20 protein-coding genes are annotated in these 24,582 nt (G+C 37.5%); 5 read left to right on the forward strand and 15 right to left on the reverse strand.

Annotated elements, in window-relative coordinates:
* Window positions 1-30 precede the first annotated feature (30 nt).
* The 12 genes from IGJ11_RS09865 to IGJ11_RS09920 form a co-directional block, all read right to left on the reverse strand.
* Window positions 31-360 carry a PTS sugar transporter subunit IIB gene (locus tag IGJ11_RS09865; RefSeq protein ID WP_088775019.1) on the reverse strand — a complete coding sequence of 110 codons (330 nt, stop codon included), beginning with the start codon at window positions 358-360 and terminating at the stop codon, window positions 31-33.
* Window positions 361-421: 61 nt separating this feature from the next.
* Window positions 422-1,369: a N(4)-(beta-N-acetylglucosaminyl)-L-asparaginase gene (locus IGJ11_RS09870; RefSeq protein ID WP_034699124.1), complete on the reverse strand. Its 948-nt coding sequence runs from the start codon at window positions 1,367-1,369 to the stop codon at window positions 422-424.
* Between the two features lie 145 nt (window positions 1,370-1,514).
* The gene (locus tag IGJ11_RS09875; protein WP_438772577.1) at window positions 1,515-2,798 is read right to left on the reverse strand and encodes a Sapep family Mn(2+)-dependent dipeptidase; all 1,284 of its coding nucleotides are present in this window, start codon (window positions 2,796-2,798) and stop codon (window positions 1,515-1,517) included.
* A 19-nt stretch (window positions 2,799-2,817) separates the two neighbouring features.
* Window positions 2,818-3,543 (reverse strand): GntR family transcriptional regulator, LSA1692 subfamily, encoded by a 726-nt coding sequence (locus IGJ11_RS09880; protein ID WP_063627411.1) that lies wholly within the window; start codon window positions 3,541-3,543, stop codon window positions 2,818-2,820.
* Between the two features lie 575 nt (window positions 3,544-4,118).
* Entirely contained in the window at window positions 4,119-5,111 is a 993-nt protein-coding gene (locus IGJ11_RS09885) for an acyltransferase family protein (RefSeq protein ID WP_063627412.1), read from the reverse strand.
* Window positions 5,112-5,417: 306 nt separating this feature from the next.
* Entirely contained in the window at window positions 5,418-9,698 is a 4,281-nt protein-coding gene (locus IGJ11_RS09890; protein WP_207431692.1) for an immunoglobulin-like domain-containing protein, read from the reverse strand.
* 216 nt (window positions 9,699-9,914) lie between these two features.
* Window positions 9,915-12,971: an immunoglobulin-like domain-containing protein gene (locus IGJ11_RS09895; protein ID WP_251849668.1), complete on the reverse strand. Its 3,057-nt coding sequence runs from the start codon at window positions 12,969-12,971 to the stop codon at window positions 9,915-9,917.
* Between the two features lie 19 nt (window positions 12,972-12,990).
* Window positions 12,991-13,464, reverse strand: coding sequence for a DUF4352 domain-containing protein (locus IGJ11_RS09900; RefSeq protein ID WP_063627414.1), 474 nt, complete (start codon window positions 13,462-13,464; stop codon window positions 12,991-12,993).
* Window positions 13,465-13,945: 481 nt separating this feature from the next.
* Complete coding sequence (locus tag IGJ11_RS09905) at window positions 13,946-14,839, reverse strand: RsiV family protein (RefSeq protein ID WP_207431697.1); 894 nt, start codon at window positions 14,837-14,839, stop codon at window positions 13,946-13,948.
* A gap of 27 nt (window positions 14,840-14,866) precedes the next feature.
* On the reverse strand, window positions 14,867-15,379 hold the full coding sequence (locus IGJ11_RS09910) for an RNA polymerase sigma factor (protein WP_034699109.1): 513 nt from the start codon (window positions 15,377-15,379) through the stop codon (window positions 14,867-14,869).
* Window positions 15,380-15,512: 133 nt separating this feature from the next.
* Window positions 15,513-16,124 carry a DNA-directed RNA polymerase subunit delta gene (gene rpoE / locus IGJ11_RS09915; RefSeq protein ID WP_010718626.1) on the reverse strand — a complete coding sequence of 204 codons (612 nt, stop codon included), beginning with the start codon at window positions 16,122-16,124 and terminating at the stop codon, window positions 15,513-15,515.
* Between the two features lie 75 nt (window positions 16,125-16,199).
* Window positions 16,200-16,637 (reverse strand): DUF1934 domain-containing protein, encoded by a 438-nt coding sequence (locus tag IGJ11_RS09920; protein ID WP_010718627.1) that lies wholly within the window; start codon window positions 16,635-16,637, stop codon window positions 16,200-16,202.
* A 370-nt stretch (window positions 16,638-17,007) separates the two neighbouring features.
* Here IGJ11_RS09920 and IGJ11_RS09925 point away from each other — a divergent pair, with 370 nt between their 5' ends.
* From IGJ11_RS09925 to yidA, 3 genes are read left to right on the forward strand one after another with little or no spacing between them, the layout of a single operon-like run.
* Entirely contained in the window at window positions 17,008-17,838 is an 831-nt protein-coding gene (locus tag IGJ11_RS09925) for a lipoate--protein ligase family protein (protein WP_081128102.1), read from the forward strand.
* Window positions 17,822-19,192, forward strand: a complete 1,371-nt coding sequence (locus IGJ11_RS09930) for an HD domain-containing protein (RefSeq protein WP_053765708.1) — start codon at window positions 17,822-17,824, stop codon at window positions 19,190-19,192. Before IGJ11_RS09925 ends, IGJ11_RS09930 begins: the two co-directional genes overlap by 17 nt.
* Before the next feature lie 24 nt (window positions 19,193-19,216).
* The gene (yidA, locus tag IGJ11_RS09935) at window positions 19,217-20,029 is read left to right on the forward strand and encodes a sugar-phosphatase (RefSeq protein WP_010718630.1); all 813 of its coding nucleotides are present in this window, start codon (window positions 19,217-19,219) and stop codon (window positions 20,027-20,029) included.
* Between the two features lie 90 nt (window positions 20,030-20,119).
* Here the strand turns inward: yidA and IGJ11_RS09940 are convergent, their stop codons facing one another.
* Window positions 20,120-20,557 carry an NUDIX hydrolase gene (locus IGJ11_RS09940; protein WP_081128104.1) on the reverse strand — a complete coding sequence of 146 codons (438 nt, stop codon included), beginning with the start codon at window positions 20,555-20,557 and terminating at the stop codon, window positions 20,120-20,122.
* A gap of 128 nt (window positions 20,558-20,685) precedes the next feature.
* Here IGJ11_RS09940 and gloA point away from each other — a divergent pair, with 128 nt between their 5' ends.
* Window positions 20,686-21,057 carry a lactoylglutathione lyase gene (gloA, locus tag IGJ11_RS09945; protein ID WP_010718633.1) on the forward strand — a complete coding sequence of 124 codons (372 nt, stop codon included), beginning with the start codon at window positions 20,686-20,688 and terminating at the stop codon, window positions 21,055-21,057.
* 262 nt (window positions 21,058-21,319) lie between these two features.
* Entirely contained in the window at window positions 21,320-22,045 is a 726-nt protein-coding gene (locus IGJ11_RS09950; RefSeq protein WP_207431699.1) for a GNAT family N-acetyltransferase, read from the forward strand.
* Window positions 22,046-22,284: 239 nt separating this feature from the next.
* On the opposite strand, the gene IGJ11_RS09955 is transcribed toward IGJ11_RS09950, so the two are convergent.
* A complete protein-coding gene (locus tag IGJ11_RS09955) occupies window positions 22,285-23,631 on the reverse strand; it encodes a TrkH family potassium uptake protein (RefSeq protein ID WP_207431701.1) in 1,347 nt (448 codons plus the stop codon).
* Window positions 23,632-23,947: 316 nt separating this feature from the next.
* On the reverse strand, window positions 23,948-24,580 hold the full coding sequence (locus IGJ11_RS09960; RefSeq protein ID WP_080292479.1) for a V-type ATP synthase subunit D: 633 nt from the start codon (window positions 24,578-24,580) through the stop codon (window positions 23,948-23,950).
* Window positions 24,581-24,582: the final 2 nt, after the last annotated feature.

Genomic DNA, 24,582 nt, shown 5'->3' on the forward strand with positions numbered 1-24,582 from the left:
TTGACTCCGACTGTTTCCGTTTACAAAAACTCATTTTCTACTTTCTTTGATCATTTTCAGGACATCTTTCATCGCACGTTCGCCATCCATCATGCCATATGCTTCTGTGGCAATTGTGCCTACAGGAATGCCTAACGGCTCAAACGTTTTTTTCATTTTGTCACTTAAATGACGAACTTGTGGTCCTAATAGGATGGCTACCGGTTTCTCTTGTTCAACTTTTTCCTCTGCATGGATTGCTGGGAACGCATGGATTTCTAGTGGCATCTGATGTTTTTTGACTACTTCCATCATTTTATTGACCATAATACTTGTTGACATCCCTGCTTCACAGAATAAATAGATTTTTTTTGTTGCCATTTTTTTCTCCTCCTTATATATACATATGCTGATTATCAGCTAAATGACTTCGATACTGGGATCAAACTGGGGCTTTGATGCGTTTTTCATAAGCATCCAGCCATTCTTTGGTGATTGGTTCAATGATCGTTGTCTGATCAACTCCTGGATTAGCTAAGTAGATAGCTGGTTGCTCCTTTTCAGTTGCAACAGTAAACGTAAATTCGACATTAGTCGCAACTCCCCATTCACCTGCTTTATTCATAGCAACTAATGAAAAAGCACCTGCTTTGCCATACCGTTCTTTTAATAAATCAGTAAAAGAATACACAGCTTGATCACAGGCTTTTTGTGGAGTGACTCCTTCTCCCATCAAGCGAACAATTTCATAAGCTAGACAGCCTTTCATTAGATCTTCTCCTAGACCAGTTGCTGTCGCACCACCGATTTGACTGTCGACGTAAAAACCAGAACCTGATAAAGGGGAATCTCCCACACGACCTTGCTTTTTCATAAATAATCCAGAACTAGACGTTCCTGCAGCCATGCCAGTGTGTTGATCTAAAGAAACCACGCCCACCGTATCATGTCCGTCATAGGGGCTTAGATTCGTTTTCGCCACTTCTGCCACTCGTTTTTGCCAAATTTTTTTAGCTCTTGGCGTTAGCATGTTTTTCCGTTCGAATCCTGCTAGCATTGCATATTCAGTGGCTCCTTGTCCTACGCGAAAACTATTGAATTTTTCATTACTTAATTTTCTGGCAACTGATATTGGATTCGCAATATCTACGATCCCAGCCACTGCCCCAATTTTGAACGTATCCCCATCCATAAAAGCCGCATCCATTTCTACAATGCCTCGTTCGTTTGGCAAGCCACCATAGCCAACTGATTTATAAAATGGATAGTCTTCTACACATTTGATTGACGTTTCCACGGCATCTCCGCATGTTCCTTCCTGTTCTAATAATTCTTTTGCAGCTAACACACCATCATGTGCCATACGCCACGTTGCGATAATTCCCCACATGTTTACTCCTCCTATATATAGCGCTTACATCTATTTTATTTAGTATATACTATTATGTCTATACTAAAAAGAGACTTTTCTTAAAATCTAATTGATTTATAAGAGAAGTCTCTGATAATCTTTTTTTTAAAAAATATATAACTGTTTATTCGATCAATGCTTGAATGCTTCGCAGGTATATCTCTAAATTCATACGCAGATCTGTTACTTCCATATACTCGTTTTTGTTATGTGCAATCCCTTTCTGTCCAGGAAAAGAGGGACCAAACGCTAATACATTAGGAATCTTTCTGGCATAAGTAGCACCCGTTGTCGTCACTGGTGTAGGGTCGTTCCCAGTAATCTCGCCGTAAATTTGAGATAGTTTTTTGATTTCAGGCGAATCTTTTTTCTGACAGATCCCTGGAATACTGCGATTGATTGTAAAAGTCGCTTTCTCGGGCAACTGTTTAGCCAACCCACTCACGACTTCCTCTTCTGTGACTGAAACAGGGTAACGAAAAGCAACTTCTAAATCTAACCCGTTAGTGTTTTTTTGCAAATTCACAGGTGTAAGAATCAACCTGCCTGAATCTTCATCAGACAAAGCAAGCTCGATTCCTTCTCCATAATATTTATTGTGGAAAGCTTGCCAGATCCAATCAAAATAAGCTCGTATTTGTTCTGGAACAGCTGAATCTGCTTTGATTTTTTCGGCAAGCAGCGTAATCGCATTCTCTCCTAATTCTGGGGCATTACTTGGAGAACGTTTTCCTTCCACATCAAATTTTTTTGCATTAATCGAAACACTCAGCTGGTCTGGCACATGATCTCGATATTGATCCCCTGCAAAATCACTGATTTGAATAACTTCTTCTTTAACTAATGGGAAATGAATCGTTAGGTTGACTACTCCTCTTTCTCCGTAAACAACTGGATATTTACAATCTGGCGTAAAACCAAATGATGGCGGAACTTCAGCCTGTAAATAATGAGTCACATCAGACATCCCACTTTCTTCGTCAGTCCCAAAAATAATGCGGATCGTTTTTTTAGGAACCGCTCCCATTTTTTTCAACAGGATCAGAGCATAAAAACAACTAATGATCGGCCCTTTATTATCTAAAATCCCTCGTCCATAAAAGCGTCCATCTTTTTCGCTTAAATCAAAGGGTGGAAAATCCCATCCCGATCCTGCTGGAACCACATCTAAATGACCAATGATCCCAATATAGTCCTCATCATCTTCTCCCCATTGGACGTACCCGATCGCATCATCAATCACTTTGGTCTTAAACCCTACTTCTTTTCCTTTTTTAAGTACAAGGTCCAACACTTCTCGAGGTGCTTTCCCAAACGGAGCATGATCTTCCGGCTCCCCTTTCACACTTGGTACTTTCATAACTGTTTGAAGAAACTCAAGAAATTCTTCCCAATGATCATCAATCATCGACTTGCTTTTTTTCAATTTATTCACTCCTTTTTTGACGAATCAACGTATTTTTAAATGTATATTTATCTGCACGATAAAACGAGCAGTCATATAAGATTGGTTTGGCTGCTGGCGAATATGTCATTGAATGGACAAACAACATCGGTTCATCCACAGCTACTTGCAAGAGTTTTGCCACGTCAGCCGTCGCTTTCACTGCTTCGATTTCTTGGTGAGAATAAGCGATTTCAACGTTTTTTTCGATCACTTGATAGAGTGACCCACTTAATTCTTCTTGAGAGACTTCTCCCAGATAACGTTTTAAAATATAAAGATTTTCAACCGTCATTGGTTCGTCATCAAAATAACGTAATCGTCTCAAATGAACGATTGGCTCAGAAATCGATTCACCAAAAGCTTGTTTAACATTCGTTGGTAGTTGTTCAGTAACTTCGCATTCTAAGACTTGCGTTTTTGTCTTTTTCCCTTGGATTCGAGCAGTTTCGGTAAAGCTTTGCAGTCCTCCAGAGCCACTTTGGATCTTAGGTTGTTTCATGACATACGTGCCTTTACTTTTTTCTTTGATCAACTTATTTTGGCTGATCAATAATTCGATTGCTTTACGAACAGTTAAACGACTACATTGAAACTCGTCTGCTAAATCATATTCTGAAGGTAATTTTTGACTAGAAACGTAAATTCCTTCCATGATTCGCTTCTCAATTTCATTCGCAATTTCTTGAAATTTTGGTTGTTTTTTCACGAGATTCCTCCTATATATTTTCCAAGCTCCTGTTAACACGATCATTTTGAGCAATGAACAGGATGGTTTGCCATAGGAAATAGTATGGATTAAGTATATACCAAAAAGGATATACTTTCATTCCTCATTTTTATTTTCCAAATAATATAAAGGTTGGCACCTAAAAAAACACGCTTCAAGAACCCCAGTAAGGCTATCTATTTTTTATAAGGAATCACAAAATTGACCCTTCAAAAATGCCACTTACCGTTTTTTCATTTTGCAATTTCTCTTGTTTGATTTTCCTTTATAAAGAGATAATTTTGCTAAGCAAGATCGAAAAGCATCAGGCAACAGAACAAAAATATCCGAACGATAGTGAAATATTCCTGATACTCCATCAGGATCGATGATCAAAACATCCATCAACTATCGTTCGAATAATTTAGTTTTACACTTACTATTTTTCATTGAGTGGTACAGCAGACTTTTATTGCAATATAAGGAACAATTCTCATTGCATCGTTTACAAACCGTCAATAACTCTATACATGCAACAATCAGTAACCTCTTGGACAAATACTATTTATTAAAATTTACTGACTATTAGAAAGTTTGAACGTACTTTTTCTCACTGTCATAGTTTTGATTTTACCAAATAGATAGACAGCAATACTACTTATGCCTACTGTTACAAGGTATCTTGTCTCCCACCAATTCTTTACTACAGGTAATCGATCAACTGCTCGTACGATAAAGATATGGATATAATAAATTTGAATAGAATTTTTTGATAACCATATGATTGGGTCGAGTTTATATTGAACTATCTTTTTACTCAATAGTGTAGTCACTAGAAATAAAAGGATAGATAGGCTTAAGCCATAACTTATATACTGTAATTGCGGTGGATATTTGAAAGCTTGTATGTCAAAGCTTCTTGTTTTAAGGATTGAAACAAAAAATAGAAAAACAAACAAACCACATAATTTGAGATTATCTATCATACGATTATTGTAAACACAGATTCCAATAAATACGATAAATGAATAGCCAACTAATTCTAAAGCAAACAAAATCAAAAAATGTCCCGTTGAAACCAATGACAGATTTTGCGCATACTCCAATAGCAGCATACAAAAAATGAATAGCAAGATGATCATTGTCCGTTTTTCTTTCAGTGAATATAACCACTTGAAAATCGGACTCAATAAGGCTATTTCAAAAAATATCCTTAATATCCACATATAACCGATACCTTTATCAGAAGACATCGCAAACGAAGAAATGATATATTCAAAATGATATGGAAAATCCTTATGTCTCAATAATGCGATGGCCCCAAAGAGAATAAAATAGCCTAGTAACACTTTCCAAGTAGGAATAATTAAACGCTTAAATCTTTTAAAAAGATAGACTCGGTATTTTTCTTCTTTTGTGGATAAGCTAAAGCTCATCCCTAGTAACATAGTTATTAATGGAACATCAAAAGTTCTTAGCTGAAGTAGATTATTAGGAGGTGAAATATGGGCTAAAATAATGAATAAGATAGCCACTCCTCTTAAAATATCAATGCGTTTGTCTCTCATCGTTTTCCTCTCATTCAAATGCCACTAATTTTTACGATAAACACTCTCTGATAAATTAAGGACAAAAACTGGTGTAAACGTTAATTCCTAGTGAAAGAACAATATTTCGCAAAAAATGTGCGGGGCATTTTTGAATTTCTTCACTTTCAAAAGTAAAACATCATTAAGTCATTGACACCAATTCGATTCGTGTTAGTTTTCTGAAAAAACATTATGTGTCTCACTGAGATCAATGACTTTCTGGATGCTTTCACTTTTACCTTTCACTTTTACATAGTAGCTGGACGTAATCAAAATAATGAGTGGTTATTTTTCTTTGATCGTCACAACATTTCCTTCGCTAATTTGATGGCCATTTGGTGCGTATAAGTTCATTGTTACTTTATCCCCTGATTTTATTTGATTGGCTTTCACATAGTAATCGATGTTTCCTTCAGCAAAGCTACCGCCCCAGCTGACTGATTTTCCATTAACAAACAATTGTCCTTTTTTAACTTCCCCTTGATAGGTTCCAGAAATCGTTTGTGTGCCTAAGGTATAGCTTAAATCAGTTATTTTTACCTCACTTTTTTGATAGGTTACGTTAATTTTGCTGTTTTCGATGATATTTTTATTTCTATCCACTCCTTCAAGAACCACCGTATCCGTTTCAGATAGTTCCAGTTGACCAATATAGTAAGTGAATTTACCATCTTTAAAGGCACCTCCCCAACTGATCACTTTTCCATTGACAGTTAAACGACCTTGGTAGATGTCGCCTTCATAAGTCCCTTCAATGACTGTACTTCCTTGTTTCTTCACTGCTTGAGTTATTTTTCCTGTTACTTTTTTTAGATTGACCGGTTGTTCTTCTCCTAACGAATGTTGATTTGGATCATATCCTTGGATCGATACCTTATCCCCGTCTTTAATTTGAGAAGGCTTCACATAGTAGGTAAATGTCCCGTCTTTAAAAGTCCCACCCCAGCTAATGGACTGTCCATTGATTGTTAAGTGAGCCATTCGAACATCTCCCGTATATGTTCCGGTAATAACAGAAGCACCTAATTGATAGTCAGCCATCGTAATCGCTCCAGAATAACTAGTGATCGTTAGAGTTGCGGTATCCAGTAATTTATTCTCTTCATCAAAAGCATCTAAAACAACTGTATCCCCTGCACTTATTGTTTTAGGTCCACAATAATATGAGAAGGTTCCATCTGAATTAAAAGTTCCTCCCCAGCTGATCACTTTTCCATTGACGGTTAATCGAGCCTTTTTCACATTACCATAGTATCTTCCAGTAATTGTTGTTTTACCAAGGATATACTGATCCGCCTGAATCGTTCCTTTGGTTTCTTCTGGAAGTTCCTCTTCAGTGATTGATTTCCAACCTTTATCTGTCATTTGATACCAATAACTTTTTTCATCATCATTAGGAATCAATTCACTATTATGATAACGTTCAATCCGGTTATCTGATTCTTCATGGGTAATATGGACATAATCGCCGATTTCATAAGGAGCGCCTTTAAACATTTGACTTAACTTGTCACTATCTTCTTCACCTGACAATTCAACTGCTTTTTTCTGTTTCAGATAACGATCATATTGCTGGATCGTGACATACACGTCATTTCCCCAACTTTGATGAAGTTTACCTGATTTCCCAACCATTGAGAAAGTTTTGGTCTCTGGATTTGGCACAATAATCTGATAGCCATAAGCATTACCAAAAAGTTTAACGGCTTCTCCACCCAGAATAGTCAGCTCATCATTTGAAACTGTTGTGGTTTCTCCCACACTGTTAGTGACTTTTATCTGTGTGCTTGTTTGTCCTACAGTTGCAAAATCTGGCACTTGTACATATTCGACTTTAGTGATTGGCACAATGTTTTTTTCTGAGCTTGTATCTACTAATTGTTTAGCATCCACTGGTAATCCCAAGAATAAATCTTCTGTGATTGATGTAACTACTGGTTTTAGGTCAACCTCTTTCCAGCCTTTATCTGTCATTTGGTACCAATAACTTTTTTCGTCATCCTTAGGAATCAATTCACTATTATGATAACGTTCAATCCGATTACCTGATTCTTCATGAGTGATGTGAACATAATCGCCAATTTCATAAGGAGCATCTTTAAACATTTGACTTAACTTGTCGCTATCTTCTTCACCCGACAATTCGACCGCTTTTTTCTGTTTCATCTGATGGTCGTATTGTTGGATTGTTACATATACATCATCTCCCCAACTAAAATGAAGTTTACCTGAATTTCCAACCATCGAGAAAGTTTTGGTCTGTATATTTGGCACAATAATCTGATAACCATAAGCATTACCAAAAAGTTTGACTGCTTCTCCACCTCGAACAGTCAGCTCATCATTTGAAACTGTTGTAGTTTCTCCCACACTGTTAGTAACTTTTATCTCTGTGCTGGTTTGTCCTACAGTTGCAAAATCTGGCTCTTGTACATATTCGACTTTAGTGATTGGTACAATGTTTTTTTCTGAGCTTGTATCTACTAATTGTGTAGCATCCACTGGTAATCCCAAGAACAAATCTTTTGTGATTGGTGTAACTACTGGTTTTAGATCCACTTCTTTCCAGCCTTTATCTGTCATTTGGTACCAATAACTTTTTTCATAATCATTAGGAATCAATTTATTATTGTGGTAACGTTCAATCCGATTATCTGATTCTTCATGGGTGATATGAACATAGTCACCGATTTCATAAGGAGCATCTTTAAACACTTTACTTAACTTGTCGCTATCTTCTTCACCTGACAATTCAACCGCTTTTTTCTGTTTCATCTGATGATCATACTGGTGAATCGTTACATATACGCCATCTCCCCAACTTTGATGAAGTTTCCCTGATCTCCCAACCATGGAGAAAGTTTTAGTCTCTGGATTAGGTGCAATGATCTGGAAACCATAAGCATTACCAAAAAGTTTGACTGCTTCTCCTCCAGTTACCTCTTTAATAGGTAAAACATTAGAAACGCCATTCTCATTCGTTAGCTTAATGGTATTCCCTGGATAATCAGAATAGTTGCCAATCCCTTGATAGTAAACATTTGAAATCTTCGTAGGACTAGCAAGTGGAATAGATTTGAGGTTTTCTAACGAAATTTGGCCTGCTGTGGTAAAAATTGGCAGATTAGTCAATGTAAAGGAATCCAGTGTCGGAATGGTGTAAGGCTTAACAGCTCCTGGGAGTGCATAATCCTCCCCACGACCGTCCACATCTTTCCAAATTTCTTTTTCTAGTTTCTTAAACTGTTGACAATATTTTTCTGTTTCAGCAGTTGTTTTTATTCCCCATTGATTAAAGTAAGGAACTAAGTTACGATTTGCCGCTTGAGAAAATACTTTAACCATTGTCTGAATCTCCTCCTCATTGGATGAAGGGAGTTCTCTTGTTTCCATTGTTCGATATAGTTGAGAAACAGTCTTATAGTAATCTAAACCGAAGACGCGCTCTAAGGACCAAAACATCCCCAACTGAGCAAATAGCTCATCGCCTAAACTACTAAAATCACGTTTATCTACATCAATATTAAAGTAATCATCAATGACCTTTTGTGTTGAGCTGCTTGCAAGTCGTGAAGGGAAGCCTAATTTTTGTTGGACATACATAGAAGAGATATTTACCGTTACTTCTGTCATACCATCAAATTTGTATTGAGGTGTTTGGAACGTATGCCCCATTTCGTGCCAAAATCCCCATTGCTGATCTGTCGGTTTACTTCCTAAAATATCCTGAGAAGCGCCCGTATCTATTTGAAAAGAGATATAGTTATTGGTCGCATAAGCATAGCCTGCCCCTGAATCAGGATTGGCAATATGAATTCTTTGATTCATGTTCTTCTCAGCAGCATAGCCTGCTTGATTATTAAACCCATAACATTCTACAGTCAGTTGATATACTTTATCCCAATAACTAGCCAATTCATTTAAACGATCTTCGGAAAGAGGCGTTATATTTTTTAGTTCACTCATTTGAAATGTTCCAAACACATATTTTCCCTCAATGACAAAAAAAGGAACATTCGTCGTTGAATCATTCAATCGTTGAAAAAAGGTTGCTTGATTATTTTTGCCACCTAATCGAAATTCAGGAACCTCGACTCCACCTGTTAAAGTGACATGAATCGTTTGGTCATAAGATTGGTTACGAATATAAACCATGCCATCGCTGTCTTCTCTAGTAATATGATTGATCCCTTTAGTTAACTGATAATCAACCGGATTGGAACCAATGCTTTCTGGTGCAGAATTAAGATTCTCGTACTTTCCATACTGCCCGATTACTAAGCTAACATTTTCTGGATTCTCTTTGACTTCTACCGTAATTTCTTCTCCACGAGGTAAAAATAGCCCTGTCACTTCCAAGTTATTGTGAGTAGTATTTCTCCGCTCTTTATCATAATCTGTATAGAGATCTCCTCTTGGAATAGCAGTAACATCCACAGTTGGCGTCTTTAATTCGTTCGTGTCAGCGTGAACAACCATCGAACTAACCTGCCAAGTTATCGCCATCAATAAAAAACAAAAACCCCATCTTTTGATCAAATCGTTTAATTTAGCCATCTTTTTCATAATATCTCCCTATCTATAAAAGATAATTTTTTATAAATTCTTCTATTACTAATTGTTAATAGCTGTTTTCTCGTTGATTATTCATTTCGTTACTCTTATTTTTGAACATTGCTTTTTCATAAGGATATCTTTCTGATAACTAAGTACTTAAAAAACTAAATGGTACTGGCAATCAGCGAGTACCATTTAGTTCATCTTAAATATGGAATTTTTTTCTTAATTAACAGAAACTGTTTGGTTTTCAGCCAATAAGTTGCCACTGCCATCATAGAAATTCATTGTTACTTGATCATCAGCTTTGATTAGGTCTGGCTTCACATAATAACTGATTGCCCCATCCTTAAAGCTCCCACCTTTACTGATCAGTTTACCATTGACAAACAAGTGACCTTGGTGGACTTGGGTATCAGAACCATAGGCTCCTTTGATCGTTTGTGTGCCGATTTTATAAGTCAGTTCGTTGATTTCAGCTGTTGGTGTTTGAATAGTGACCCCAATCTCTGATCCTGGAATTTGCTGTCCTCGATTGTTGGCACCCATCAAGACTACCTGATCATCTTCTGATACTTTAAGGTTTCCTACATAATAACTGAACTTGCCATCTTTGAAGCTGCCGCCTTGACTAACTTTTTCGCCATTGACCAACAAGATTCCTTGGTAAACATCGCCTGTGTAGCTTCCTTCGATCACTGTACTGATTCCCACACGATGGGCTTCTGTTAATTGACCCAGTTGTTCTCCTATAGTTACCGGTTGTGGGTCCCCTAGTGGCGTATTGAATTTATCATAGCCTTGAATCGTTGCTTGATCCCCTGCTTTGATGACTTGAGAGTTCACATAATAGCTAAACTTGCCATCTTTATAGGTTCCGCCCCAACTAACGACTTCTCCGTTCACTACTAGTTTTCCTTTATGGATATCCCCCGTGTAAGTTCCAGTAATCGTTGAATCACCCAACTGATACGCGTCTACTTGATCAATTGATCCTGAAGATTCGGAAATCACTTCAATCTCTTTGGAATCTATCAATTCCTTCTCTTTGTTGTAGCCATCTAATACGACTTTGTCGCCGACTTTTAATTTGCCAGCACCGACATAATAGCTGAACTGACCATCTTTGAAGCTACCGCCCCAGCTGACAACTTTGCCATTAACGGTTAATCGGCCGAGAGACATATCCCCTGTGTAGGTTCCAGTAATATTGACATCTCCTACATGATATTCTTGTGGTTCCAACTCACTTTTCACTAGTTCTGCCACATAAGTTCCTGCCGTTAAATCACCCGTGCCGTAATTTGCCATAAAGTCAGCCGGTGAATAGCCTTTTGACTGACCATCTTCACGAATCCAATTTCCTGTCAGCTGATCCCCTTCGTTCAATGCTTCAGGCGCTGATAACTTAGTGTCTCCAATCGCCTTAAAGTGATCGCCTAGTGTTAATTTCTTAAGTGGAGTCTGATAAAACATATTTTCCGACGTTGTTAATTCACTGGTATCAAAACCACTTATATCTAGACTTGTTACGCTATCCATAGCTGCAAACATCGCAAACATACTTGTTACGTTACTGGTATCAAAGCCACTTATATCTAGACTTGTTATGCCACCCATACCTGTAAACATAGAGTGCATATCTGTTACATTACTAGTATCAAACCCACTCACATCTAAACTTGTTACGCTACCCATACAGTAAAACATACTACTCATATCTTTTACATTACTGGTATCAAAGCCACTTACATCTAAACTTGTTACGCTACTCATATTGTTAAACATATCCGCCATATTGGTAACGTTACTGGTATCCAGTTGACTTAGCCCTTCGATTTCAGTTACATTCGTAAGGTCTTTACCACTGGAATCTGTACTAAATAAGTATTTAGAATTTTCTGGAGCAACTACTTTCCCAGCCAAGACAATTTTTTTGATGGCTTCACTATCTACTTTGTCGCTGTTCCATGGTGATTCTTCAGAGCCACTTAACTCACCTGCTCCGATTGTTAACGTTCCTGTATCTTCATCAAACATATACGGACTAGTACCCCACGTGTCTGTTTCAACGGAAACATAAGTGCCAGCAGTCAAATCACCCGTTCCATAGTTTTTCATGAAATCTGCTGCTGAATAAAACGTCCCTGTGCCATCTTCTCTCATCCAAGCAGAAGTAAGAGCTCCTTTTCCTCCTACAAATTTAAAGGTATCTCCTAGAATTAATTTCTTAAGTGGAGTCCTAAGAAACATATTAGCCGTAGCTGTTACGTTGCTCGCATCAAATCTACTTATATCTAAACTTGTTACGCTACTCAGACCGGTAAACATACTACTCATATCTGTTACGTTACTGGTATCAAAGCCACTTACATCTAGACTTGTTACTCTGCTCATACCACAAAACATAGAAGCCATATCTGTTACGTTACTGGTATCAAAGCCACTTACATCTAGACTTGTTACTCTGCTCATACCATAAAACATAGAAGCCATATCTGTTACGTTACTGGTATCAAAGCCACTTACATCTAGACTTGTTATGCTACTCATACCTTTAAACATTTTACTCATATCTGTTACGTTACTGGTATCCAGTTGACTTAACCCTTCGATTTCAGTTACATTCGTAGGTTTTTCAGCCTCGGTATTTCCACTAAATAATAAAAAAGAATTTTCTGGAGCAACTACTTTTCCAGACAAGACTATTTTCTTGATGGCTTTAGCATCTACTTTTTTGTTTTTGTACCATGGTGAGTTTTCATAGCCACTTAACTCACCTGCTCCGATTGTCAATACTCCTGTACCTTCATCAAACGTATACGAGCTGGTACCCCATGTTCCTGTTGTCTCGGAGGCAGCTGCCACATTTGCTTTTTGCGCTACTTTTGGCGCTTCCGCTGTTGGATTAGTTGCATCCCCTTCACTTTCGGCAGTCGGTGCTGTTGCTTGCTCTTGTTCTTTTGTTTGTTTCTGGGTGTTCTCAGTTGTTTCATCCGTTGCTTCATCCGTTGCTTCATCCGTTGGTGCTGACGAGTCACTAGTTGTAGTGGTTGAATCCGTTGGGTTTACTAACGGATCTGTGACGTTTTGTATCGTTTGATCGATGACTTCTTTTGCTTCATTCGCCTGTGTTTGTCCAGTAGAAGTTTCAGCTGTTGGTGACAAAGTATCCGCTAATGCCATCGTTGGTGCAATCCCAGTATTTCCCATCACACCAGCCACCGCAAACATCGTTAATAGCTGTTTTTTACGTTTTGCTGTTAATTTTTTCTTGCTCATTTCTTACTCCTTCATGTTCTTATTTTTGATCATCTATTTTCCATGAATACATCACTTTATCTGTTGGTTTGTATTCAATGGCTTTAGGCGTTTCGCCTTTTTTCAATTGAAAATAGAGGTCTCCTTCAATCGTCTCTCCTTTGTCCATTTCGTCCCCGAAGCTGGCAAAATCCATATTGATGGTTTGTTCCCCTTTATCTGTTTTCAATAAGAAATCAATCGCACCTAAGCCTTTCATATCAGCAGATACATTCTTCCCTTTGACGTGTACGCTATAGATGGTTTGTTTTTTTTGATTCGTATCGAGCAATGTCTTTTCTCCAAAATCAGTAAGCGTCATCTCGATCCCATTGACGATCAACGATTCTGCTTTTTTCTGCGTATGGCTAGCAGTACTAGTAGAAGTCGTTGTAGTCGAATGCGTCGTACCACAAGCGCTCAATCCCCAAAAGCAGGCAATTCCAGCTACGAAAAGTCCAATTGTTTTTTTCATTTCTTCCCTCCTTTTTTCTGCCTAGTCGCTAACTAATTCTATATTCAAGCAAATCCACTTGATTTACTTGTATCGCTATTTTACTCGTTTTAACCCCTAATAAACGCTCAATTTAACCACTTATTATTTTAAAATTTTGATCGTTTTTTTTTAATTCTTCTAAATTAGAGTGATTTTTCAGTGAATATAATTAAGCATTGTTGTCCCTGGACAACAGATCCTTATTGACCAATTTAGCGATAGACACTCGTTTTCTCAAAGGTTTTCCCTTGGCTATTCATCTATACTTTCAGTATATTCACTAAAAAAACAGACTAAGCATAGCAGTTAAACACATCAATGGATGATGTTATACACTATGCTTAATCTGTTTCGATCCGTTCATTTGTCAGTCTTTTTTGGAAAACTACAGGCTTGTTTATAATAATGATGGTATAGCAAACCTTAGTTTTCCTATCCTCTATGCTCTATTTCAGTTGAATTAATCATTTAAGTAATCTGGAGAAGCTAAAAGTGAACGTGTCACTTCTTTAGGTATCACAAAGGTTGGTGTGCCCATATAGCCAGGTGCGATCGAAAATTGATCGTAGACTAAGACTAATTCGTGGTTCCTATTAATATAAAACTTGGTATCTTTAGTAACTAATGGCGTTTTTTTGATTAGTCCATCTTTAAAATCATGATCTGTCCAATAATACTGATCAGGGTTTTCTTTGCTATTTTTTTGCATTTGCTCTTTGACTTCATTTGTCAAAACGGAAAGATACTGATCATCTTTGAATAAAAGTGGTAAAGATAGGACTACTCCGCTTTTTTTATCAATCGTATCATAACGCTTTTCCGTATAGCTGTCTGCGGCAGTTTGTGTCATCTTTTGTTCAATCACTAAAAAACGCGGATCATCCAACAGTTTCTGATAATCTCCCGTAACTTGAAAATGATTTGTTTTAAAGTCTTGGTACTGTACTTTTGCTTTTTCAAAGTTTTCTTGTCCTTCACGAAAGTACTTTTTGTTCAGCCCAGCAATCGTCTGACTATTTTCTTTATCTTTTGTACTGATTTGCGGCACTCGGATCTCGATTGCTTCATCAGACAGTGTTTTCCCTAAAATTAATTTCACGACTGGGCCAATCAAGGGTAAATCTTCAGCAAAACTACGAATTTGGTTGTTAAAAAAAACACTGCTGAACATCATCGCAATAATAGCAAAAGATAGAATAAGTCCTTTCACTTGTTTTTTTCGTTTCACTCGCTGGTTAAACCTTTGTTCTTCCAGTGAGTAGCGCTTGATCATCTCATTTTTGATACCATGAGGGATTTCTTGTTGTTGATAGACTTGTTTCAGTTGTTCTAATTCTTTCTGAGCTGAGTACATCCGTCTTTCTCTCCTTTATTGTGATTTTTACTGTAAGATTTTTCTTAGCTGATTTAACGTACGATACATTTTGGTTTTGACGGTGTTTTCATTCAAATCAAGAATCTCTGCAATTTCTTTTAAACGAAAGCCTTCAAAAAAATGTAAAATCAAAATTTCCTTTTCGGGGCTATCAATTCCTTCAATGATTCCATGTAAATCAGTCAATGAATCGTCCATTGTATGAGCGAGTTGAATCGTTTCTTCTTCCAATGTTTCCGATTGATTTCGTTTTTGCTTACGCCAAGCATCGATCGCTGTTCGTATCAAAATACGATAAAACCAAGCTGAAAATCGTTCAATCTCTTTCCCTTGTTCAATAGCAGCTAACGCTTTATGAAAACTGTCTTGCATTACGTCCAATGCTTCTTCTTTGTTATGAACATAATTCATTGTGATCCGAAACATTTTCTCATATTCCTCTTGGATCAATTCACTTAATAAATTCTTGGATTTTTCGATTTGCTTCTTTTTCTTGTAACGATTAAAAATCGGACCCATCTCCTTTCCCTCTCACTTACTATGACGATCAAACAAACCAAAAAGTTTCAATTTTTTTTAATTTATGTAAAAAATCAATACAAAAAAACTGCAGATCCCTTATTGGGGGATCTGCAGCTATGAAGCCGAAAGTCTATTCTTCGGTGAACTCTTCGTCCTCGTAGTCTTCGTCTTCATCGTCATCTTCAATGATGCTTAGATCTTCTTCGATGTTGCCTGGTAATTCTTCTTCATCGTCACTTGTGTCGTCTGCACCGATTTCTTGCAAGTCAGAGTTATAAGCAGCGATTTCTTCATCATCGTCATCATCATCTTCAAAAAGATCATCGTCATCTTCGTCAGACAAGTCAGTATCTTCTGGGTCATCATCATTATAATCGATCGCATCTTCATCATCGTTGATAAAGGCATTGACTTTTTTACGTTTGCGTCGACGAGGTGTATCTTCATCTTCTTCGTCAATTCCATGGTTTACTTCTTCATCGATCGAATCGATCGCATACCATGAACGCAAGCCCCAACGATTGTCACCTAATGAAATAAAGCTACCATCAATATTTAAGTCAGTATAAAATTGTGCCAGTGAATCACGAATCTCACTGTCTGATTTTCCAAGATAGGTTTGGATTTGGTTGGCTAAATCAGAAAAATCCATCACATCGCCACGTTGTTCTAAGATCGCATGTGCTACTTCGATCATTGATAATTCGTTTTTGTTTGCACCTTCAAATACACTAATTTCCAATCAGGACACGTCCTTTCACAGTCTACTCCTTATCATACAAAATCATACGTAAAAAATCAAACGTTTCTTTGCGATTTAAGCAGTAAAATCTAAAGTTAAATAATATTCCCCTAATTTTTCTGGTCCCATTAGCAAGTCGTATTCAATCATTACTTTCCCAGCGGTTGGTCGGTCTTTCAGACTAACATGTAATTCTTTGGTATACGTTTCAATTTGAAGCATGCCATAAGGTGTCCGATACGTTGTTTCCAAACGTTCACGATACCCGAATTTTAGTCGCATCCGTGTTTCTCCCGCACGAATCAATTGAACCTGTCCATCGGGCATCAATTTGATCGTTACAGGGATTTCTTCTGCTGTATTTTCCTGAATTTCCTGGTATCGTATGTATAACGTATCCCCAATTTTGACCATTTGACCTTTCAGATCAAAGAAAAAGTCTTGATGCTCCCCGTTTTGCATGACTTTCGTCCGTAATTTGATTGAAATGGGTGTTCCTTGCGATTGTGCCATTTTACCTTCTCCTTTACTTCATATAGGTACATTGTTCCTAGTTTTCGTCTATTTGTCAAACAACTCGTCATCGAAGAGGTTGTGAAAGCATCGGGGAGCTCCGATGACAATAAGAAAGAATTTTTTAAAATAGCTTCTCATATTTTGAAAAATTCAGGCTTATTTCAAGGAGCTGATGCTTGAACACCGTTTATTCGTTTTTAGAGCTACCAGAAGAGACTGAGCCAAGTTTTGTCCCAGACTCAATAAATTCTTTTTTTAGAGTATGTTCGAGTATAGTATAATAATGAGAGAAACTCCCATGAAACGATGACAAACGTGAATCATTGGAATGTCAATCGATGATTAATTATATAAAGGAGCGAATGTAATGAATCCAACAATTATTTTGGATCAAAAAATTTATCAAAAAAATGATTTTACCCCTTTTGCTCTGACGGATATCTTAACCGAGTATTCAAAAAAAAACAACCAAAACTTTCTCCATTTTTGGCAATATGAACAAACGGTGATCTTAGGAATGAAAGATACTCGAACGCCCTACTTCCATGAAGGCATTCAGGAGCTAAGAAAAGCAGGCTATCAGCCAATCGTTCGTAACGCTGGTGGATTAGGGATCATTTCTGATCAAGGGGTTTTAAATCTCTCATTGATTTTCCCTCAAAACGAACAGGAGAAGATATCGATTGATGCTGCCTATGAAAAAATGCTCACATTGACTCGTCTGGCTTTTCCAACCGTATCAATCGAAGCTTTTGAAGTGACTCATTCTTATTGTCCTGGTACGTATGACCTGAGTATCAACGGTAAAAAGTTTGCGGGGATCGCCCAACGTCGCATAAAAAATGGGATTTCTGTGATGATGTATGTTAGTGTCAATGGCGCACAACAAACCAGAGGTCAAGCGATGAAACGATTCTATCAAGAAGCGTTGAAAGAGGATTTCGGCACGGATGGTTACCCGGCGGTCGTTCCTGAAAGTATGGCAACCTTAGCTGATTTACTTGAAATTCCTTTAACCATTGAGGATGTAAAACAACAATTCCAATTGGCACTCACACAACTCTATGGAGAGAGTCGTTCAGTTGATGCGCTATGTTGGAAAGAGGCACATGTCACTTCTGAACAGTGGACGAATCAAATCAATCGAATGGAAGAACGAAATAAATTAAAGGAGCTTGCTGATGACTATTCCTTATAAATATCAATTATTACCGATCGAAAAGGTCTTTCGTGACCCGGTCCATAACTATATCCATGTCCAACACCAAGTCATTTTAGACTTGATCAATTCAAAAGAAGTCCAACGATTGCGCCGTATCAAACAGTTAGGCACTTCTTCCTTTACTTTTCACGGCGCTGAACATAGTCGGTTCACTCATTCATTAGGGGTCTATGAAATTTCAAGACGGATCTGTGATATCTTTTCCCGCAATTTCCCTCAAGAAAAAATTGGCGCTGACGGTTGGGATGATCGAGAACGTTTGGTTACATTGTGCGCAGCATTGCTTCACGATGTTGGTCACGGTCCTTATTCTCATACATTTGAGCATATTTTCCATACGAATCATGAAGCGATCACTGTAGAGATCATTACTTCTCCTGAAACGGAAGTTTATCAAATTTTGAATCGTGTGGAAGAAGGATTTCCAGAAAAAGTCGCCAGTGTGATTCAAAAAACATATCCTAATCCCCAAGTCGTCCAAATGATTTCGAGTCAGATCGATGCTGATCGAATGGATTACTTGTTGCGAGATGCCTATTACACTGGGACAGAATACGGTACATTTGATTTAACCCGAATTTTACGTGTCATTCGTCCCTATAAAGGCGGGATCGCCTTTTCGATGAATGGGATGCACGCAGTCGAAGATTATATTGTGAGTCGCTATCAAATGTACGTTCAAGTTTATTTCCACCCTGTGTCTCGTGGCATGGAAGTAATTTTAGAACACTTGTTACATCGGGCGCATGAGTTGTATCGAGAAGATCCCAATGTGTTTGAATCCCATTCTCAACTACTCTTACCGTTTCTTGACGAAAACTTTACACTGGATGAGTATTTAAAATTAGACGATGGCGTTTTAGGAACTTATTTTACCCAATGGACGGAATTTTCTGATCCAATCTTAAGTGATTTAGCTAAACGTTTCTTATACCGTAAACCGTTAAAATCGGCGACTTTTTCTGGGGATCGCTCTTCTTCCTTGATCAAGGAAATGACTGCTCTTGTGGAAAAAGTTGGCTACAATCCTGTCTACTATACTGCCATCAATTCCAGTTATGATTTGCCTTATGATTTTTATCGCCCCGAAGAAGGACGCCATCGAACACAAATCGAAATCTTGCGAAATGATGGAACTTTGGTAGAATTATCAGAGGTGAGCCAACTTGTGGCTGCTCTTGCTGGACAAGAACAAGGAGATGAACGATTTTTCTTTCCAAAAGAAATGGTTGATCCGTCTTTAAGAAATCACTACGATCTATTTGACGAAACCTATCAAGAATTTGCAAGCCATATCCGTAATGGTTCACTGATTACCCAAACAAACTAAAACACACGATCACTGGAGGAAATTATGTCTATCAAGTTAGTCGCCATCGACATCGATGGAACCTTATTAAATGAGAAAAGAGAAATTACAGCAGACGTCAAAGAAGCGATTGCTCAAGCTGTCGCTAAAGGAGTAGCCATCGTCTTGTGTACCGGCAGACCGTTGCCTGGTGTCCAGGAACAGTTGAATGAACTCGATTTATTCCAAGAAAATGACTACGTGATCACCTACAATGGCGCACTTGTCCAACAAACAAAATCAGGAAAAATCATCGCACGTCATGGTTTGACACATGAAGATTATTTAGAAATCGAAGTGATGGCTCGTCGAGTTGGCAGTCATCTACATTCCATTGATGATCAGGCGATTTACACCTCTAATCGTGATATCAGTGCGTATACGATCCATGAAGCCAGCTTAGTTCATATGCCGTTGAAATATCGCACACCTGAAGAAATGACACCAGATATCAATTTGGTTAAAATGATGATGATCGACGAACCTGATATCTTAGATGCTGCGATTGCCCGTTTACCACAAACATTCCGTGAAAAATACACGACAGTGAAAAGTGCGCCTTATTACTTTGAAGTATTAAACAAAGAAGCAAGTAAAGGCGCAGCCGTTGCGAACTTAGCGCAACATCTTGGAATCGATCAGGATGAGATCATGGCGATTGGTGACAACGAAAATGACTTATCGATGATTGAATATGCTGGCTTAGGCGTTGCGATGGGTAATGCTGTTCCGCTAGTTAAAGAAGCTGCCAACGTGGTCACTAAAACAAATGAAGAACATGGCGTGGCAGAAGCGATCAAAACGTATGTTTTATCATAATAAAAATAACACTTGCTACTAAATAAAAATCCAAAACCAGTTCGTCACTGACTGTACGCTGGTTTTGGATTTTTTCTTGATTTAATTGTTTTAATTGTTCAATAACCATTTTTCAACCGCCCACTTGTGGCTACCTCGTTTTAATTTTTCAATGGCTTCTTGTGGTGTGACCCACCAAACGGTATTCGTCTTTTCAGTTGGTTCTGCCACTTGTTGCCAGCCGTTTGCCACGTAAAAGTAGCCTGGGTTATAGTAATAGGTCTGACGGTAATTGGAATAAAAATACTCATCCGCTTCCCCTAGATAAGTCGCAATTTCTGCGACGATCCCCATTTCCTCAAGGAGTTCTCTCTTAAGAGCTGCTTCTTTTGTTTCCATCGCTTCAATCTCTCCACCAGGTAAAAAATAAGCACCATTTGGAGCTTCAATCAAAGCTAGTTTGTTCTTTTCTTCCACGATGATATAGGCAGCATATCGTGGGGAATACTGGACCCCTGCTTCTTTTTCACCAAATACTGGTTTATCCATCATTTTGTCCACCTTAAGCTTATTTACTTTTTATTTTACATGAGAGTTTTCTCATAAACAAGCGCAAATCTTCTATTGCTCTTTCTTTTTTTGTTATGATGAAAAAAAAGGAAAGGAAGTAGTTATTTATGAAAATGGCTCATACTTGCGTTCGAGTGAAAGATCTTGACGCTTCATTAGAATTTTACCAAAAAGCGTTTGGCTTTGAAGAAAGTCGTCGCCGTGATTTTCCAGAAAACAAATTCACCCTTGTTTATTTAACTTTACCAGGAGATGACTACGAACTAGAATTAACTTATAACTATGATCATGAAGGCTATGATCTAGGGAATGGCTATGGACACATTGCTATTGCTGCGGATGATTTAGAAGCACTTCACGAAAAACACCAAGCAGAAGGATTCAATGTGACAGACCTAAAAGGACTTCCAGGAACAGCTCCTTCTTATTATTTCGTTGTTGACCCTGACGGATATAAAATCGAAGTTATTCGGGGATAAGGTTGTGAAGACATTGGGTAGCTCCGAGGATAATAAGAAAGAATTTTTTGAAACAGCTTCTCATGTTTTGAAAAATTCAGGCTTATTTCAAGGAGCTGATGTTTGAACGCCGTAGATAAGGTCGTGAAAACATGGTCTTCTTCATTCCACAGAAGAACTTACGAAGCGAGTAACCGCAGAAAATGCAAAAAAGAAAAGGTTGGGACAATAATCAGTTTTTTCTGACTATTGTCCTACTCTCTTTATTAAGGAGAAAATCACTATGAATAAAAAATTTTTTACTGGATCAAAAGTTTCTAGCGAAAATGCTTTATTTCAAAATCATGTCAGTAATTATTCTAATTATCTATATGATCAAAACTTTATTTGGTTAAAAAAAGAACCTTCGACACTTGAATTAGATGATATAAATACTAAATTTATGTCAAAATGGTTAAATGATTCCCCACTCTTTAAATTTGACTTTAAGCCTTCTGCTAAATTCATAGCTACGCTAGAAAGCAAAGGATTTTTTACAGAACAAATGTTATTTTTTACTATTCCAAGTAGCAAACTAGTATTTCAAGAATCTCAGAATTTTGAAATCTCAAAAGTAACTACAAACACACTGGATAAATTTTTAGAAGTAAAATTTAATCAAGATATCATATACGGAGAAGAATTTGCAAACATAAATAAAAATTTTCTTCTTTCTTTATTTAAAGAAGGAATACTAGATATTTTTATCGCTACTTTAAATCAAAAAGTAATTGGTTTTGTTAATGTCATTAAGCATAATTCTAACATTGAAATTTATGATATTTACACACTTCCAAAATTTAGGAATAGATATGTTGCAACCGCGTTACAACAATACGTAGGAAAATTTTATAATGATACCACTATAGTTGTTATCGCTGACTATGCAGATACACCTAAAGAAATGTATGCAAAATTAGGATATGAGATAAGTGGTTCGTTTTATCAAGCTCAAAAATATGATAAATAATAGAACAAATACTTTACTTAGTCAAAAAGAAAAACTATTTATATCTATTCCCAGAATTTTTTAACTTTATTCTGGATGGCTACCGCAAATTTTAAATCATTCATCCTAACTTAGTACATATTAAATATTTCCCAATTTCTTATCCTATCATAAGAGGTTGGGACAATAATCAGTTTTTCTGACTATTGTCCCAACCTCTCCTTTTTTATTATTATCAGAACTCCCCGATACCTTCACAACTACCCAAGCATGATGCTTTCTTCTGGGTATTTGTAATTGGCTTCTGCCCTGTTCGCTTTTACTAGTAGTGAAAAAACGACTGTCATGATTCCTACTCGACCGATATACATCAAAGAAATAATGACTAGTTTTCCGATCAATGTCAAATCTGGGGTCAACCCCATCGTCAACCCAACTGTCCCAAAAGCGGAAAAGACTTCAAACGCAATGTATTCGATTCCTGACGTTTTAGGAATCGTCTCCGTCACAGATAGGACCATGATCGCAACAACACATAAAGAGAGAGTTACAAAGAAAAGAGTCAATGCACGTAGCACGGCTGCTTGGCGAATGGTTCGACCGAAGGCTTCTGCTCGTGTCTTTCCTTTAAACATGGCATGCATTTGGATCAATAAAATTCCTAATGTCGTAGTTTTCAGTCCTCCAGCTGTCGAACCAGAAGTTCCTCCGATGTACATCAAAAACATCGTTAAAATCAATCCTGCATGACTCATCTGTAAATAGTCAATAGAGTAATAGCCTGCTGTTCTTGGTGTCACACTCATAAAAAATGTATTCGCTAATCTTTCTGTAAACGTACCTTTAACTAAAGTCAGTCCATTTCTTTCAGTGATGAAAAATAAAATAAATCCACCAATTAATAAGAGTGCAGTTACAGATAAGGCGACTTTTGAATGTAGTGTGATTTTTTTGACCCGATGATAACTTAGAATATCACGCCAGACAATAAAACCTAATCCACCTGCAATGATTAACGCTGAAACGACCATGATCAGGTAAACATTTGTTTGATCCGCGAGTAAACTGTCTCCTAATAAATCAAATCCTGCATTACAAAAACTAGAAACGGCATGAAAGATACTAAACCAGATACCTTTAGCCCAACCAAATTCAGGAATAAAAACTACACTCAAAGCAATGGCCCCGATTACTTGGATCACCACCGCAAATTTTAAGATATAGATCATTAACTTAATTACACCCGACATCTCTTCAAGGTTTAAGGCTTCCTTTAGCACAATCCGCATACTAAAACTGATTTTTTTCTTCGCAATAGCAAAAAAGAGGATCGGGATCATCATAAAGCCTAACCCACCGATTTCAATCAAGGTCATGATCAAAAACTGTCCTGCACTATTCCAATGCTCCGCAGTATTCAGTGTTGTCAAACCAGTCACACAAATAGCTGAGGTTGCAGTGAATAAGGCATCAATAAAATGGGTGCTTTCTCCGCTGCGGCTAAAAAATGGTAACGTCAGTAAGCTACCTCCAAACAGGATCAAGATAAAAAAACCAGCAGCAATCAGCTGGACAGGTGATAATCGTTTTCTTACTCTTTTTTTCATGATAGTCATTCCTTATGCTTAATTTTTATCTAAGATCTCAGAACGACATTTTGTTCTGCGATCATAAATAGGTACAAAATGAATCATTGGCGTGAAGCAACTCCTCAACAATAAGCGATGATTTTCTAAAATAGGAGAAGCTATTTAAAAAAATCCTCTCTTATTCGCTCGGAGCTGACCGCTTCTTTCACGACCTCTTTCCATTATAAGCAAACGAGCGCAAGAAGAAAAATAAATGACTACTTTTTCTTCTTACGCTAAATTCGATTTGTTTCGATCCTGAAAAAAGCCATTAGAATGCTGAATTGGATCAGCCTTACTCTTCTGTTCCCATATTTTTCACTTTGATCAGGCGAGTTACTTCTGCTCGTTCGTTTTCTTCCAGCTTCATTTTAATATAATAAATCGTTTCTTCCAATTGAGGAATCGTCATATATTCCAACGCATTGACCCTTCTTCTGGTTTTCTCGATCTCTTCAGCCATGAGTTGACATGTTTTTTCAACTTCTGCCAGCTTCAAAAGCTTTGGTAAAAGCTGCGTAAAACCATCGATCGAACGATCCAACTCTGCATTAGAATGAAGATAGCCATACTCTAATGGTGTCTCATTCAATGTTTCATCGTATTGAAAATTCATGAGAGGAACTTTGACACTCATAATATTTTTCTCAACTACAGAAAGTGAGACGTTTTCCGCTGGTAATGCTAAAAGTTCGTCAATAAAAGCTTCTTCGACTGTTGACTTTGCTAAGACAAAATCTTTCATTGCTGTTTGGGTTTCTTTTTCTATTGCTTGGCGTAACTCATTATTTTTACGGATCAGTAAAATAAATTGACGCATCAATTCATCTTGTTTATCCTTTAAAAGTTTGTGTCCCCTTGTCGCTGTCGTTAATTGTTTCTTTAAACGAGTTAGCTCCATTCTCGTAGGATTGACGTTTAATCGCATAA

Source organism: Enterococcus sp. DIV0691 (genome assembly GCF_051711145.1).
GTDB lineage: Bacteria > Bacillota > Bacilli > Lactobacillales > Enterococcaceae > Enterococcus_B > Enterococcus_B hirae.

Excerpts from the sequence above, each read along its gene's own strand:
- IGJ11_RS09910 (WP_034699109.1), bottom strand. The coding sequence starts at position 15,379 with ATGGGTCCGATTTTTAATCGTTACAAGAAAAAGAAGCAAATCGAAAAA.
- IGJ11_RS09950 (WP_207431699.1), top strand. The coding sequence starts at position 21,320 with ATGAATAAAAAATTTTTTACTGGATCAAAAGTTTCTAGCGAAAATGCT.
- IGJ11_RS09955 (WP_207431701.1), bottom strand. The coding sequence starts at position 23,631 with ATGAAAAAAAGAGTAAGAAAACGATTATCACCTGTCCAGCTGATTGCT.
- IGJ11_RS09870 (WP_034699124.1), bottom strand. The coding sequence starts at position 1,369 with ATGTGGGGAATTATCGCAACGTGGCGTATGGCACATGATGGTGTGTTA.
- IGJ11_RS09900 (WP_063627414.1), bottom strand. The coding sequence starts at position 13,464 with ATGAAAAAAACAATTGGACTTTTCGTAGCTGGAATTGCCTGCTTTTGG.
- IGJ11_RS09925 (WP_081128102.1), top strand. The coding sequence starts at position 17,008 with ATGAATCCAACAATTATTTTGGATCAAAAAATTTATCAAAAAAATGAT.
- IGJ11_RS09940 (WP_081128104.1), bottom strand. The coding sequence starts at position 20,557 with ATGGATAAACCAGTATTTGGTGAAAAAGAAGCAGGGGTCCAGTATTCC.
- IGJ11_RS09865 (WP_088775019.1), bottom strand. The coding sequence starts at position 360 with ATGGCAACAAAAAAAATCTATTTATTCTGTGAAGCAGGGATGTCAACA.
- IGJ11_RS09930 (WP_053765708.1), top strand. The coding sequence starts at position 17,822 with ATGACTATTCCTTATAAATATCAATTATTACCGATCGAAAAGGTCTTT.
- yidA (WP_010718630.1), top strand. The coding sequence starts at position 19,217 with ATGTCTATCAAGTTAGTCGCCATCGACATCGATGGAACCTTATTAAAT.
- IGJ11_RS09875 (WP_438772577.1), bottom strand. The coding sequence starts at position 2,798 with ATGATTGATGATCATTGGGAAGAATTTCTTGAGTTTCTTCAAACAGTT.
- IGJ11_RS09890 (WP_207431692.1), bottom strand. The coding sequence starts at position 9,698 with ATGAAAAAGATGGCTAAATTAAACGATTTGATCAAAAGATGGGGTTTT.
- IGJ11_RS09895 (WP_251849668.1), bottom strand. The coding sequence starts at position 12,971 with ATGAGCAAGAAAAAATTAACAGCAAAACGTAAAAAACAGCTATTAACG.
- gloA (WP_010718633.1), top strand. The coding sequence starts at position 20,686 with ATGAAAATGGCTCATACTTGCGTTCGAGTGAAAGATCTTGACGCTTCA.
- IGJ11_RS09920 (WP_010718627.1), bottom strand. The coding sequence starts at position 16,637 with ATGGCACAATCGCAAGGAACACCCATTTCAATCAAATTACGGACGAAA.
- IGJ11_RS09905 (WP_207431697.1), bottom strand. The coding sequence starts at position 14,839 with ATGTACTCAGCTCAGAAAGAATTAGAACAACTGAAACAAGTCTATCAA.
- IGJ11_RS09885 (WP_063627412.1), bottom strand. The coding sequence starts at position 5,111 with ATGAGAGACAAACGCATTGATATTTTAAGAGGAGTGGCTATCTTATTC.
- IGJ11_RS09960 (WP_080292479.1), bottom strand. The coding sequence starts at position 24,580 with ATGCGATTAAACGTCAATCCTACGAGAATGGAGCTAACTCGTTTAAAG.